At 70.4% G+C, this 12,243-nt stretch carries 12 protein-coding genes; 7 read left to right on the top strand and 5 right to left on the bottom strand.

Features of this window, described 5'->3' with window-relative positions; all coding sequences use genetic code 11:
• From VFM98_RS01295 to had, 5 genes are all read right to left on the bottom strand, one after another.
• Nucleotides 1-840, bottom strand: an 840-nt coding sequence (locus VFM98_RS01295) for a 2-hydroxyacyl-CoA dehydratase (protein ID WP_325108076.1), incomplete at its 3' end; no start/stop codon positions are given.
• Nucleotides 837-2,021 carry a benzoyl-CoA reductase subunit C gene (gene bcrC / locus VFM98_RS01290; RefSeq protein ID WP_325108075.1) on the bottom strand — a complete coding sequence of 395 codons (1,185 nt, stop codon included), beginning with the start codon at nucleotides 2,019-2,021 and terminating at the stop codon, nucleotides 837-839. The genes bcrC and VFM98_RS01295, both read right to left, overlap by 4 nt.
• Nucleotides 2,022-2,031: 10 nt before the next feature.
• Entirely contained in the window at nucleotides 2,032-2,805 is a 774-nt protein-coding gene (locus VFM98_RS01285; RefSeq protein WP_325108074.1) for a cyclohexa-1,5-dienecarbonyl-CoA hydratase, read from the bottom strand.
• A gap of 1 nt (nucleotide 2,806) precedes the next feature.
• Nucleotides 2,807-3,925, bottom strand: coding sequence for a 6-oxocyclohex-1-ene-1-carbonyl-CoA hydratase (gene oah / locus VFM98_RS01280; RefSeq protein WP_325108073.1), 1,119 nt, complete (start codon nucleotides 3,923-3,925; stop codon nucleotides 2,807-2,809).
• 23 nt (nucleotides 3,926-3,948) lie between these two features.
• Nucleotides 3,949-5,016 (bottom strand): 6-hydroxycyclohex-1-ene-1-carbonyl-CoA dehydrogenase, encoded by a 1,068-nt coding sequence (gene had, locus VFM98_RS01275; protein ID WP_325108072.1) that lies wholly within the window; start codon nucleotides 5,014-5,016, stop codon nucleotides 3,949-3,951.
• A 196-nt stretch (nucleotides 5,017-5,212) separates the two neighbouring features.
• Between had and VFM98_RS01270 the strand changes: the two genes are divergently transcribed.
• The 7 genes from VFM98_RS01270 to VFM98_RS01240 form a co-directional block, all read left to right on the top strand.
• Entirely contained in the window at nucleotides 5,213-7,000 is a 1,788-nt protein-coding gene (locus tag VFM98_RS01270; RefSeq protein ID WP_325108071.1) for a 2-oxoacid:acceptor oxidoreductase subunit alpha, read from the top strand.
• 5 nt (nucleotides 7,001-7,005) lie between these two features.
• Nucleotides 7,006-7,851 (top strand): 2-oxoacid:ferredoxin oxidoreductase subunit beta, encoded by an 846-nt coding sequence (locus VFM98_RS01265; RefSeq protein WP_325108077.1) that lies wholly within the window; start codon nucleotides 7,006-7,008, stop codon nucleotides 7,849-7,851.
• A complete protein-coding gene (locus VFM98_RS01260; RefSeq protein ID WP_325108070.1) occupies nucleotides 7,848-8,369 on the top strand; it encodes a ferritin family protein in 522 nt (173 codons plus the stop codon). Before VFM98_RS01265 ends, VFM98_RS01260 begins: the two co-directional genes overlap by 4 nt.
• A gap of 4 nt (nucleotides 8,370-8,373) precedes the next feature.
• On the top strand, nucleotides 8,374-8,769 hold the full coding sequence (locus tag VFM98_RS01255; protein WP_325108069.1) for a RidA family protein: 396 nt from the start codon (nucleotides 8,374-8,376) through the stop codon (nucleotides 8,767-8,769).
• Nucleotides 8,770-8,954: 185 nt separating this feature from the next.
• Nucleotides 8,955-9,497: a 2-oxoacid:acceptor oxidoreductase family protein gene (locus VFM98_RS01250; protein ID WP_325108068.1), complete on the top strand. Its 543-nt coding sequence runs from the start codon at nucleotides 8,955-8,957 to the stop codon at nucleotides 9,495-9,497.
• The gene (locus VFM98_RS01245; protein WP_325108067.1) at nucleotides 9,494-11,134 is read left to right on the top strand and encodes an FAD-dependent oxidoreductase; all 1,641 of its coding nucleotides are present in this window, start codon (nucleotides 9,494-9,496) and stop codon (nucleotides 11,132-11,134) included. The genes VFM98_RS01250 and VFM98_RS01245 overlap by 4 nt, the downstream gene beginning before the upstream one ends.
• The coding region (locus tag VFM98_RS01240; RefSeq protein ID WP_325108066.1) for a transketolase C-terminal domain-containing protein at nucleotides 11,131-12,243 on the top strand (1,113 nt) is incomplete at its 3' end. The genes VFM98_RS01245 and VFM98_RS01240, both read left to right, overlap by 4 nt.

The following is a 12,243-nucleotide window of genomic DNA, read 5'->3' as shown; positions in this document are numbered from 1 at the left end:
CGGGTGGTCGCCCTCCGGGGTGACGGGGCCTTTGCCCGCACGGATCCTTTCCTCTATTTCGTTTCTCAAGGTCTGGTGGTACCGCGTAGCATCCGTCGTGCCGCGGAAGGCGGTGAAGATGGGGCCGATGTAGTAGACGGCGCCGAAGTAGCCGTCGATCGGGCTCGGCCGCTGCTTCGCCGTCTGCAGCACCTGCACGAGGTCGTCCTCGGCCTTCGCCGACTCCCTCATGTACTGGCGCAGGCGGTCGATGTCGAACTTGACGCCCGAGACCTTCTCCAGCGTCGGGATGACCTTCTCCTTCAGCTGCTTGACGACGTAGTCGCGCATGTTCGGCGCGATCTTGCCGTCGCCCTGATACGGGACGTGCAGCATCACCGTCTCGCAGCCGTAGCGATGGCGGATCAGCTCGAACCACTTCATGAACGTGAAGCAGCCGGTGTAGGAGAGCAGCAGGATGTCCGGCGTCGGCAGCACTTCGCCGGTAGGCCCGATCTCGCCGCCCATCATCATGCCGAGGTCCGCCTTGACGTAGGTGCAGACGTCCTCGGAGTGGCCGTCGCGCTCGGCGTCCATGATGAACTTGCCCGACTTCTTGCGCATGCCGTTCTGCAGCGCGTTGGTCTCGGGCAGACTGCGCGCCAGGTCGAAGCACATGAGGAGCTCGTTCAGGTTGCCGGGCACGAAGGTGGCGGCGACCTTGCGGCCCTGCGCGTGCGCGTGCGCGAGGTCGTGGTAGTTGGCGTTGATGAGCTCCTTCTGGAGGTTCATCGCGTCGTCCTTGATGGCGACGGGCTTCGGCTTCTTCGAAGCCGGCATCTGGATCACCGGGTTGTTCATGCTGCGTCGCTCCAAAGCTTGATCGAATCGGCGAAGGTGCCGGCCTGCTCGCGGATGGGCGCCATCTGGCCCGTGTTCTCGGCGTACTTGAAGGCGGTGTAGGGAACCTTGTGCCTGGCCAGCACGTCCTGCAGCATCGGCCGCTCCAGCAGCGCCGGGTCGCAGAACGACGGCGCGGCGAACACCACGCCTTCGGCGCCGCGGTTCTTCACCTGCTTCAGCAGGAACACGCCCTTCTCCTCGCGCGTGTTGTCGTACTTGGCCGGCATCGAGGCGGAGCGGTGCAGGAAGGCCTTGGCCAGCTCCTGCAGCGGGTCGCCGTCGCTCGGCACCTCGTCCAGCAGCCAGCGCGTGACCAGCATGTAGTCGTCGTCGACCACGTAGCAGCCGGCCATCTCCAGCGACTTGATCAGCGACAGCGGCGGCTGCTCGCAGAACGAGCCGGTCACCACCACGCGGGCGTTGTCGCGCTTCGGGCGCGGGATCTTGTCCGTCTCGCGGATGTATTCGCGAACCAGCTTCGTGTGCTCCTCGGGCGGCAGCACCATGCCGGCGCGCACCAGCAGGTAGACCTCGGAGGTGGGCGCCTGCTGCGGCTGCTGCGCCCGGTAGGCGTACAGCTCGCGCACCGCGGCACTGTTGTCGTTGTAGACACGGATGGAGGCGTTGAGCTCGGCGTCGGTGATGGGGCTGCCGCGCAGCTTGCCGAGGTCGTCGCGCAGGCCCTGCATCTCGTGCACGTAGAAGTTGCCGCCCACGTTGTCCTGGTAGTTCTGCGGCACGTCGAAGTAGCGCACGTACTTGTCCGGGAACAGGATCTGCCACATCCCCGAGAGGTTGCGGATCACGTCGCAGATGGAGGGGAACAGCATGCCGTCCAGGCAGTCGAGCCGGCCGGTGAGCCCCAGCTCGATGGTGGAGCGCGGGATGCGGCAGATGTAGCTCTGGTAGTAGGCGTCGCCCTGGATCACCTCCAGGTTGTCGCCGCCGCCCATGATGCCGACCGGCAGGAAACCGGCGGCGTGCACCAGCTCGCGCGGCACGTACCAGGGCATGTAGCCGATCGCCTTGCGGCCCGGGGCGGCCGCCTTCCATTCCTTGACGGCGTTGAAGTCGAGGTCGTCGAAGAGAGCCTGGCAGCGCTCGACGATCTTCTGCACGGGATTGAGTCCTTGGGTCATGTCGGCGCTCCTATTGGTGGGTCCAGGCGGGCTGGCGCTTCTCGAGGAAGGCGGCCAGGCCTTCGTTGGCGTCGTGGGTGCGCATCAGCCAGTCCAGGTACAGGCGTTCCAGCTCCGCCAGCCGCGCGCGCACTTCCTTCTGCATCACGCCGCGGGCTGCGACGGTGGCGCAGGCGAGTGCCGCTGCGCTCTTGCCGACCAGGTGCTGGTCGAACCAGCCGATGGCCGCGGCGGCGGGATCGTCGGCGACCTGCTGCACCAGGCCGATGCGCAGTGCCTCCTCGGCACCGATCGAGCGGCCGGTGAGCAGCAGGTCCTCGGCGGCCGGCTGGTTGACGCGGTAGGGCAGCAGCGCGGAGGCCGCGGGCGCGAACACGCCCAGCTTGATTTCGGGCTGGCCGAACTGCGCGGTGGGCGAGGCGACGATGCGGCCGCAGGCCAGCGCCAGCTCGAGCCCGCCGCCCAGGCACTGGCCCTGCACCGCCACCATCACCGGCACCGGGAACTCCAGCAGCTCCAGCAGCAGGGCGTGCAGCGACGAGAGCATGGCGGCGCAGCGCTCGGGCAGGTGCTCCTCCACGCTGGCGCCGAAGGAGAAGTGCGAGCCTTCGGCGTCGACCAGCACGCCGCGCAGCATCACGTGGCGGCGGTACTGCAGCAGGGCCGCGTGCAGCGCCGCGATCATCGCGGCATCGACCAGGTTGGCCTTGGGACGGGAAAGGCGCAGGCGCAGCAGCGCGCCATCCTTCTCCAGCCAGGCCTTCAGGGGCGAGGCGTTGTCCATCTCAGGCCTTCTTCGCCTTGGGCTGGATCTCGTCGTGCAGCGCGCCGATCCAGCTCTGGCCGGCGGCGAGCTTCTGGCGCAGCAGCACGAAGTCGACCTCGCGGTCGTCCTTCGGTCCCTCGTTGAAGGCCGTGAAGCCGGAGCGCGCTTCCGTCATCATGTTCAGCGCCAGCCAGTCGCGCGCGTCCTCCTTGTTGGCGTTCCAGGCCGCCAGCTTGGGCTTGCGCAGTTCCTCGATGGTCTTGAGCGTGCACTCGGGGAAGGTCATGAGGATCTTGGCGCACAGATCCTCCACCTTCTCGTCCAGCAGCGAGAGGTCCACCTCGCCCTTGGCGAGCAGCGCCTTGCCTTCCTTGGCCGCGGCGCCGGTCTTGAATTCGCCGAAGGCGTTGCGGCCGTAGTCGTCCACCATGCGCTGGGTCTCCACCAGGGGGTTGGCGACGAACTTGCCGTCCACCTTCAGGGCCGGCACCACGTCGGTGATCATCCCCATCTGGTAGGCCTTGTGGGCCGAGAAGGGCTCGCACAGCACGCAGGCGGCCATCGCGCGCTCGGCGCCGACGATCACGGGCAGGAAGTCGGTGGCGCCGCCGATCGGCGCCGAGCCGTGCTTGGGCCCGGCCTGGCCGAACTTCGCCAGGTCCTGGGCCACCGTGAAGTCGCAGGCCATGCCGATCTCCTGGCCGCCGCCGATGCGCATGCCGTTGACGCGGCAGATCACCGGCTTGTCGGCGGCCAGGATGGTGCTGACCATGTCGTTGAACAGGCGCATGTACTGGCGGTATTCCTGCGGCTGGCCGGCGTAGTACTCGGCGTACTCCTTGGTGTTGCCGCCGGTGCAGAAGGCCTTGTCGCCGGCGCCGGTGAAGACGATGCAGTTGACGTCGCGCGCGTTGGACGCCGCCTTGAAGGCCAGGATCACGGCCTTGACCATGTCGGTCGTGTACGAGTTGTACTGGCTCGGGTTGTCCAGCGTGATCCAGGCGTTGTAGAGGCCCGGCGCGACCGAGCCGTCGGGCCGGCGCGCGGGCCGCTTCTCGTAGCGCACGCCGGGCGTCTTCGGCTGCGGCGCCAGGTCGTGGTTCTTGAACTCCAGCATCGGCGTGGCGGGTGCGTTCATTCGGTGTGTCTCCTCGGGGTTGTTCAGCGCGGTTGCAGCACCACGCGGGCGCGGATCTCGTGGCGGTGCACCGCCCCGAAAATGGCGTTGATCTCGGACAGCGGGTGCGCCTCGACGAAGGGCGCGACCTGCACCTGGCCCGCCAGCACCAGGTCGAGCGCGGCGGGGTATTGCTCGGGTGGGCAGCCCCAGTTGCCGAGGGCGCGGGCATCGAAGGCCATCAGGTTCGACAGGCGCACTTCGACCCTGTCCATGGTGAAGCCGACCACGCTGAGCGTGGCGCCGTGCACCAGCAGGTTCCACGCGGCCTGCTGGCCGGCGGAGGTGCCCGAGCACTCGAAGATGAACCATTCGGTCGGGCGCAGGCCGTGTTCCTTGGCGAAGGCCTGCACGGCCTGCTTCACCTGCTTGGCATCGAGGCCGCGGCTGTTGAGCGTCTTCGCAGCGCCGTATTTCGCGATCGCTTCGAGCTTGCGCTCGTCGACGTCGATCGCCATCACCTTGGCGCCGAAGGCGTTCGCCACCTGCACGCAGTAGCCGCCGACGCCGCCGGCGCCGATCACCACCGCCAGCGCACCGGGCGCCACGCCCGCGCGGCGCACCGCCTGGAAGGGCGTGGTGAGCGCATCGGCGACCACCGACACCTGCCACAGCTTGAGGCCCGCCTTGGCGAGGCGCTGCTCGTCGACCAGGCACAGGCCGCGCGCGGGCACGACGATGTGCGAGGCGAAGCCGCCCTGGATGTCGTTGCCGGGCATCTTCTGCGCGCGGCAGATGGTGGTGAGGCCGCGCTGGCAGAGGTCGCACTCGCCGCAGGGCAGCACCGCCGGCACGATCACCGCCTTGCCCTTCCAGCTCTCGGCACCGGCGCCGGCTTCGACCACGTAGCCGCTGATCTCGTGGCCGAGCGCGAGCGGCAGCGGCTGGTTGGTGCGCACGCCGTCGTAGTAGTAGCCGAGGTCGGTGTGGCACACGCCGCAGCCGGAGACTTCGACCACCACCTCGCCCGGGCCGGCGGTGGCCAGGAATTCGCGCTTCACCATCGGCTCCTGCGGCGCCGTCATCAGCCAGCGGTACGCGTCGATGCTCATCTGTGTCTCCTCTCGATTCGGGTTAACCCGCGGTGCGCCGGGGCGGGAGCCGGCCGACAAACGGTAAACAGGTACTCGAATGCCGATTTGGCGCATTCTGGGGGCCGTCGCGAAGCGAAACCTTGATCTGGTTCAAGGTCCCGCCGCGGCCCTGACCGTTTACTCCGTTCCATAGACACGAGAGGAGACAGACAGCGTGGATGCGTCCCTGATCAGCGAAACCCGGCCGCTCGGCGCGGCCCCTCCCGTCCCCGCCACTGCGCTCGACAGCGTGTCGATCGCCATCGCCGGCAGCGGCGGCAGCGGCGTCATGAGCGCGGGCAACTGGCTGCTCGAAGCAGCCGCGCGCAGCGGCCTGTACGGCCTGATGGTGAAGACCATGGGCCCGCAGATCCGCGGCGGCGAGGCGGCCGCCCTGGTGCGGCTCGCGACTTCGCAGCTCGAGTCGCTCGACGACGCCTTCGACGTGATGCTCGCGATCGACTGGCAGAACGTGCACCGCTTCGCCGACGAGATCCCGCTGCGCGCGGGCGGCCTGCTGGTGTGCGATGCCGAGGGCGGCGAGATCCCCGAAGTGTTCGCCGCCAGCGGCGCGCGCGTGCTGTCCCTGCCGCTGAAGAAGATGGCCAAGGAGTTGCCCGGCAGCTGGATCAACATGCTGGCCCTGGGCATCACCGGGGCGATGGCGGGGCTGCCGGTGCAGGCGCTCGAAGACGCCGTGCGCAAGGGCTGGACGCGCAACGCCGCGGCGCTGGAGGCCAACCTGGCTGCGGTGCGTGCCGGCGTGACGGCCGCCTCCGGCCACGCGCCGCAGCCGCGCAAGCTCCAGCAGCAGGAAGCCCGGCGCTGGCTGGTCAGCGGCAATGAAGGTGCCGGCTACGGCGCGATCCGCGGCGGCATCCGCTTCGTCGCCGCCTATCCGATCACACCGGCCACCGAGGTGCTGGAGTGGATGGCGCCGGCGCTCACGCAGGCCGGCGGCTCGCTGCTGCAGGCCGAAGACGAACTGGCCTCGATCAACATGATCATCGGCGCCTCGTTCGGCGGCGTGCCCTCCTTCACCGCGACGGCGGGCCCGGGGCTGTCGCTGATGACCGAAGGCCTCGGCCTGGCGGTCGCGGCCGAAGTGCCGATCGTGGTGATGGACGTGATGCGCGGCGGCCCCTCGACCGGCATTCCCGCCAAGAGCGAGCAGAGCGACCTGTCCTTCGCCGTCGGCGGACTGCACGGCGATGCGCCGCGGCTGGTGCTGGCGCCGAGCTCGATCTCCGACACCATCCAGACCACGCAATGGGCGGTCGAACTGGCCGAGGCGCTGCAGTCGCCGGCGCTGGTGCTGTCCGACCAGTTCATGGGCCAGTCCCGTTCGATCGTCGACGCGCCGAAGTTGCCGCCGCCGAAGGCCAGGCGCCTGGTCGCCGAGGCCGACACCCCCAACTACAAGCGCTATGGCGACACGCCCAGCGGCGTCTCGCCGATGGCCATCCCCGGCACGCCGGGCACCACCTACACCGCCGACGGCCTGGAGCACGCCGAGAGCGGCGTACCGAGCAGCCAGGCCACCGACCACAAGCGCCAACTCGAAAAGCGCTTGCGCAAGCTCACGCAGCACGACTACGGCAGCCGCTGGGCCGACATCGAAGGCGATGCGCCGCTGGCGCTCGTCACCTTCGGTTCCGCCGCCGGGCCGGTGCGCGAGGCCGCGCGCCGCGCCGCCGCCATGGGGGTCGAGGTGCGGGTGATCGTGCTGCGCCTGATCGCGCCGCTGCAGCCTGCCGCGATGGCGCAGGCGCTGGCCGGCGTCGAACGCGTGATGGTCGTGGAGCAGAACCACGAAGGCCAGCTGCTGCGCTACCTGCGTGGCCTGGCGGCCATCCCGCGCGAGGCCGCCGGCTTCCACCGCCCCGGGCCGCTGCCGCTGCGTCCGGCCGACATCTGTGCCGCCGTGCTCGCGTGGGCCGCCGACAAGGAGGAGACGAAGTGAACGACATGACCCATGCGCCGGCGCTTGCGGCCGCCGATCCGTACACGCCCCTGAGCTACAAGTCGGCCACCAAGCCGATCTGGTGCCCGGGCTGCGGCGACTACACCGTGCTCAACGCGGTGACCAAGGCGCTCGCCCTGGTGCAGCGCGCGCCGCACGAGGTGGCGGTGGTCTCCGGCATCGGCTGCTCCTCGCGCATTCCGGCGTACACCACCTGCTACGGCTTCCACGGCGTTCACGGCCGCTCGCTGGCGGCGGCCACGGGCCTGAAGGTCGCGCGGCCCGACCTCACCGTGCTGGTGGCCAGCGGCGACGGCGACGGCTACTCGATCGGCGGCAACCACTTCCTGCACGCCTGCCGCCGCAACGTGGACCTGACCTACATCGTGATGGACAACCATGTGTACGGCATGACCAAGGGCCAGGCCTCGCCCACCACCGAGCCGGACTGGGACAACAAGCTCTCGCCCGGCGGCACCGGCGTGCGTTCCTTCCACCCGCTGGTGATCGCCCTGGCGGCCGGCGCCAACTTCGTGGCCCGCGCCTTCTCCGGCGACCAGAACACCACCGCGGAACTGATCGCGGCCGGCATCCGGCACCCGGGCTTCTCCTTCATCGAGATCCTGAGTCCCTGCGTGACCTTCCGCCCCGAGCAGAAGGAGTGGAAGAACATGACCCATCCCGCGCCCGTCGGCCCCACCGACGACGCGGCCCGCGCCGCCAAGCGGATCATGACCGACGACGGCTTCAACATCGGCGTGCTCTACGCCGGCCACCGCGCGCCCTACAGCGGCGGCCCCGGTGAGCCGACGCGGGCGCTGGAACAGATGGAAGAGGAGTTCGCGCTATGACAGCCATGAAGGTCCGGGAAACCGTGACGACCCCCAGCACGCTGGCGGAGCTGATGGCGCAGGCCTATGCGCTGGAGCGCGAGGCCGTGGAGCGCTACGGCGAACTGGCCGACGTGCTCGCCACCCACAACAACCAGGAGGTGGCGGCGCTGTTCCGGCGGCTGGCCAGCCAGGAGGCGCTGCACGCCACCGAGATCCTGCGCACCATGGGCTGGTCGCGCGCGCCGCAGCCGCCGGCCCTGCCCGACGCGCCGGAAGCGCCCGCGTTCGACGAGGTGCACTACCTGATGCATCCGTGGCACGCGCTGCGCATCGCGCTCGACGCCGAGCAGCGGGCGCACGACTTCTTCGCCGGCCTGGCACAGCGCTGCGACAGCGATGACCTGAAGCGCGCCGCGCAGCAGTTGCAGGCCGACGAGCACGAACACATCGTGCTGCTGCAGTCGTGGCTGCAGCGCACGCCGCCGCCGCCCGCGGGCTGGGACGAGGATCCCGATCCGCCCCGCTATCCGCACTGAGGCCATGCGAACGCTACTCCCCGAAGGGTGGGCGCCGCCGCAGGGCTACGCCAACGGCATCGAGGCGCGCGCGGGCCGCATCGTGTTCCTGGCCGGCCAGGTCGGCTGGGACGCGCAGCAGCGCTTCGCCTCGACGTCCATCGCGCCGCAGTTCGCGCAGGCGCTGGACAACATCCTGGCCATCCTGCGCCAGGCCGGCGGCCGGCCCGAGCACATCTGCCGCATCACCGCCTTCTGCTGCGACAAGCCGCAGTACCTGGCCGCCCGCAAGGAGCTCGGCGCCATCTGGCGCGAGCGCATGGGCCGCCACTATCCGGCCATGAGCATGATCTTCGTGGCCGACCTGCTGGACCACCCCGCGGTCATCGAGCTGGAGGCGACCGCGGTGCTGCCGCCCTGAGCGGAGCGCCCGGGAATCGCCATGGCATCCATTCAACAGCCGGACGCAAAGGACACGAAAGATGCGCAAAGGACGCAAAGGAAATCCCTTTCAAGGTATTCCTTTTGCGTCCTTTGCGGAACCTTTGCGCCCTTTGCGTCCGGCTGTCTGGAGTTGACAGCTCTCATCAAGGATCCGAGACCACCATGCTGCAGATCATGATCCAGGGCCGCGGCGGGCAAGGGGCCCAGACCGCGGGCAACGTGCTGGCGCGCGCCTTCTTCGCCCAGGGCCGGCAGGTGCAGGCGTTCGCCAGCTACGGCGGAGCGCGGCGCGGCACGCCGGTGAGCTCCTTCATCCGCGTCGACGACCAACCGATCCGCCTGCGCTGCGACATCGAGCAGGCCGACGCGATCCTGTGCTTCGACGCCAGCCTGCTGCAGCCGCCGCTGCTCTCGCGTGCGCGGCCCGACACGCTGATCGTCGTGAACTCGGTGCACTCGCGTGCCGAGTGGCACGACCGGCTGCCCGGCTACCGCGTGGTGCCGGTCGATGCGATCGCGATCTCGCGCTCGCAGGGGCTGGGCCGCATCGTCAATTCGGCCCTGCTCGGCGCGCTCGCCCGCGCCATCGGGGCGCCGGGCCTCGACGTGCTCGCGGGCCTGCTGCGCGAAGGCCGCCAGGGCGAGGAGAACGCGGCGGCCTGCGCGCTCGGCTACCAGGCCGCCGCCGAGGAGGTTGCGTCATGAACGCGCCGCTGCCCCCGACGGCCTGGACGACAGGCAGCACCGAGGTCTTCAAGACCGGCACCTGGCGCGCGGCGATGCCGCAGCACCTGGCGCGGCCCTCGCCCTGCCACCAGGCCTGCCCCGCCAACAGCTACATTGCCGACTGGATCGGCCATGCGCGCGCCGGCGACCTGAAGCGCGCCTTCGAAGTCCTGACGATCAACAATCCCTTCCCCGCGATCGCTGGCCGCATCTGCCACCATCCCTGCGAAACCGCCTGCAACCGCGCCGGCTACGACGAGGCGGTGTCGGTATGCCGGCTGGAGCGCGCCGTGGGCGATGCGGCGCTGGCCGCGGGCTGGAGCTTCGCGCCGCCGCCGATCGAGCACGAGGGCCGCGTGGCGGTGGTGGGCGGAGGCCCCTCCGGCCTGGCGGCGGCCTACCACCTGCGCCGGCGCGGCTGGCAGGTGAGCCTCTACGAAGCCCGCTCGCGGCTCGGCGGCCTGCTGCGCTATGGCATTCCGCCCTACCGCCTGCCGCGGCGCGTGCTGAACGCGGAGACCGATCGCATCCTGGCCCTCGGCGTCACCGTGCACCTCGATGCGCCGCTGCGCTCGCCGGGCGACCTGGAGGAGCTGCGCGAGCGCCACTCGCACGTCTACCTGGCGCTCGGCGCCGCGCGCCCCAAGACGCTGCCGCAATTGCCAGCGCAGGCGCCCTGGCTGATGGAAGGCACGGCCTACCTGGCGCGCTGTGCCACCGGCACGCCGCCGCGGCTCGGCGAGCGCGTGGTGGTGATCGGCGGGGGCAGCAGCGCCATGGACGTGGCACGCAGCGCCCGCCGCAACGGCTGCGCCGTGACCGTGCTCTCGCTGGAAGCGCGCAACGCCCTGCCGGCGCAGCGCGAGGAAGTGCAGGAGGCGCTGGAGGAAGGCGTGCTGCTGTGCGACAGCACCATGGTGCGCAGCGTCGGCGGCGACGGCCCGCTGCTGCTGGATTGCGTGCGCGTGCACTTCGAGCCCGCCCGGGCCGGCCAGCCGCCGCGCGTCGAGGTGGCCGGCGACGCCGGCTTCAAGCTGATGGCCGACGCGGTTCTGACGGCCATCGGCCAGGAGACCGACCTCTCGCTGTTCCCGCCCGAGGCCACCGAGCGGGGCCTGCTGCGGGTCGACGCGCAGCAGGCCACGGCCGTCCCCGGCGTCTGGGCCGGGGGCGACGTGGCCAGCATGGCGCGCTTCTTTTCCGAGGCGGTGGGCATGGGCAAGCGGGCCGCGATCGACATCGACCGCGCGCTGCGCGGTGCCGAGCGCGTGCCCGCGCAGCCTATGGCGCCGCCGCGGCTGGACGAGATCGCGACCTGGTACTACCCGGCCACCGCACGTGCGCGACCGCAGCGACTCGGCGTGGAGCAGCGGCTCGCCGGCAGCGAGGAGGTGCAGCTGGCCCTCTCGCCCGAGGAAGTGCAGTCCGAAGCGTCCCGCTGCTTCTCCTGCGGCACCTGCACCAGCTGCGACAACTGCTTCCAGTTCTGCCCCGACCTCGCCGTGACCCACGGGCCGGAGGGCTACGGCGTGCTGGCGGACTACTGCAAGGGCTGCGGCCTGTGCGTGCGCGAATGCCCCACCGGCTCGATGGTGCTGCAGGAGGAACTGCGATGAGCTCCAGCCAGACCCTGCTCCTGAACGGCAACCACGCGGTGGCGTGGGCGGCACGGCTCGCGCGGCCCGAGGTGGTGCCGGTGTATCCGATCACGCCGCAGACGCCGATCCTGGAGCTGATCACGGAGTTCCAGGCCAGCGGCGCGATGCAGGCCCAGGTCCTCACGCCCGAGTCCGAGCACTCGGTGCTGGCCGCCTGCATCCCGGCGGCGCTGGCCGGCGCGCGCGTGTTCACGGCCACGGCCTCGCAAGGCCTGCTGCTGATGCACGAGGTGCTGCACTACGCGAGCGGCGCCCGGGCGCCGATCGTGATGTGCAACGTCAACCGCACGGTCGCCTCGCCCTGGGCCTTCTGGCCGGACGAGACCGACAGCCTGGCGCAGCGCGACACCGGCTGGATCCAGTTCTACAGCGAGAGCCCGCAGGAATCGCTGGACACGGTGCTGCAGGCCTTCCGCATCGCCGAGACGGTGCAGCTGCCGGTCATGGTGAGCCACGACGCCTTCTACGTCTCGCATTCGCTGGAGCCCGTGCAGGTGCCCGCGCAGGACACGGCGGACCGCTACCTCGCGTCCTGCCAGCGCGTGCGCCATCTCGACACCGCGGCACCTTCGGCCTGGGGCAACGTGGTGACGCCCGAGATGTACCGCCGCCACCGGCAGTCGGTGCAGGAAGCGATGGAGCAGGCGCTGCAGGTGGCGCAGGAAGCGGACCGCGTCTGGGGCGAGCTCACGGGCCGCAGCTACGGCCTGCTGGAGCGCTACCGCTGCGAGGACGCGCGCATCGTGGTGGTGGCGCTGGGCAGCCTGTGCGGCACCGCGCGCGAGGCCATCGACGACTTGCGCGCCCAAGGCATCGCAGCGGGACTGCTCAAGCTGCGCCTGCTGCGCCCGCTGCCGCATCAGGCCTTGCGCGTCGCGCTGGCGGGCGTGCCCGACGTGCTGGTGCTCGATCACAACCACTCGCCCGGCCTGGGCGGCATCCTGCACCAGGAACTGCGCAGTGCCCTCTACGGCCTGCCGAACGCGCCGCGCGTGCACGGCGTGCTGGCCGGCGTCGGCGGCGTCGACGTGCAGCCGCGCCACATCGCCGAACTGGTGGCGGCGGCG

The sequence above is a fragment of the Ramlibacter sp. genome (assembly GCF_035706265.1).
GTDB lineage: Bacteria > Pseudomonadota > Gammaproteobacteria > Burkholderiales > Burkholderiaceae_C > Ramlibacter.
Note: the sequence above shows the minus strand (reverse complement) of the source record. Positions and strands in the feature narration are given on the sequence as shown.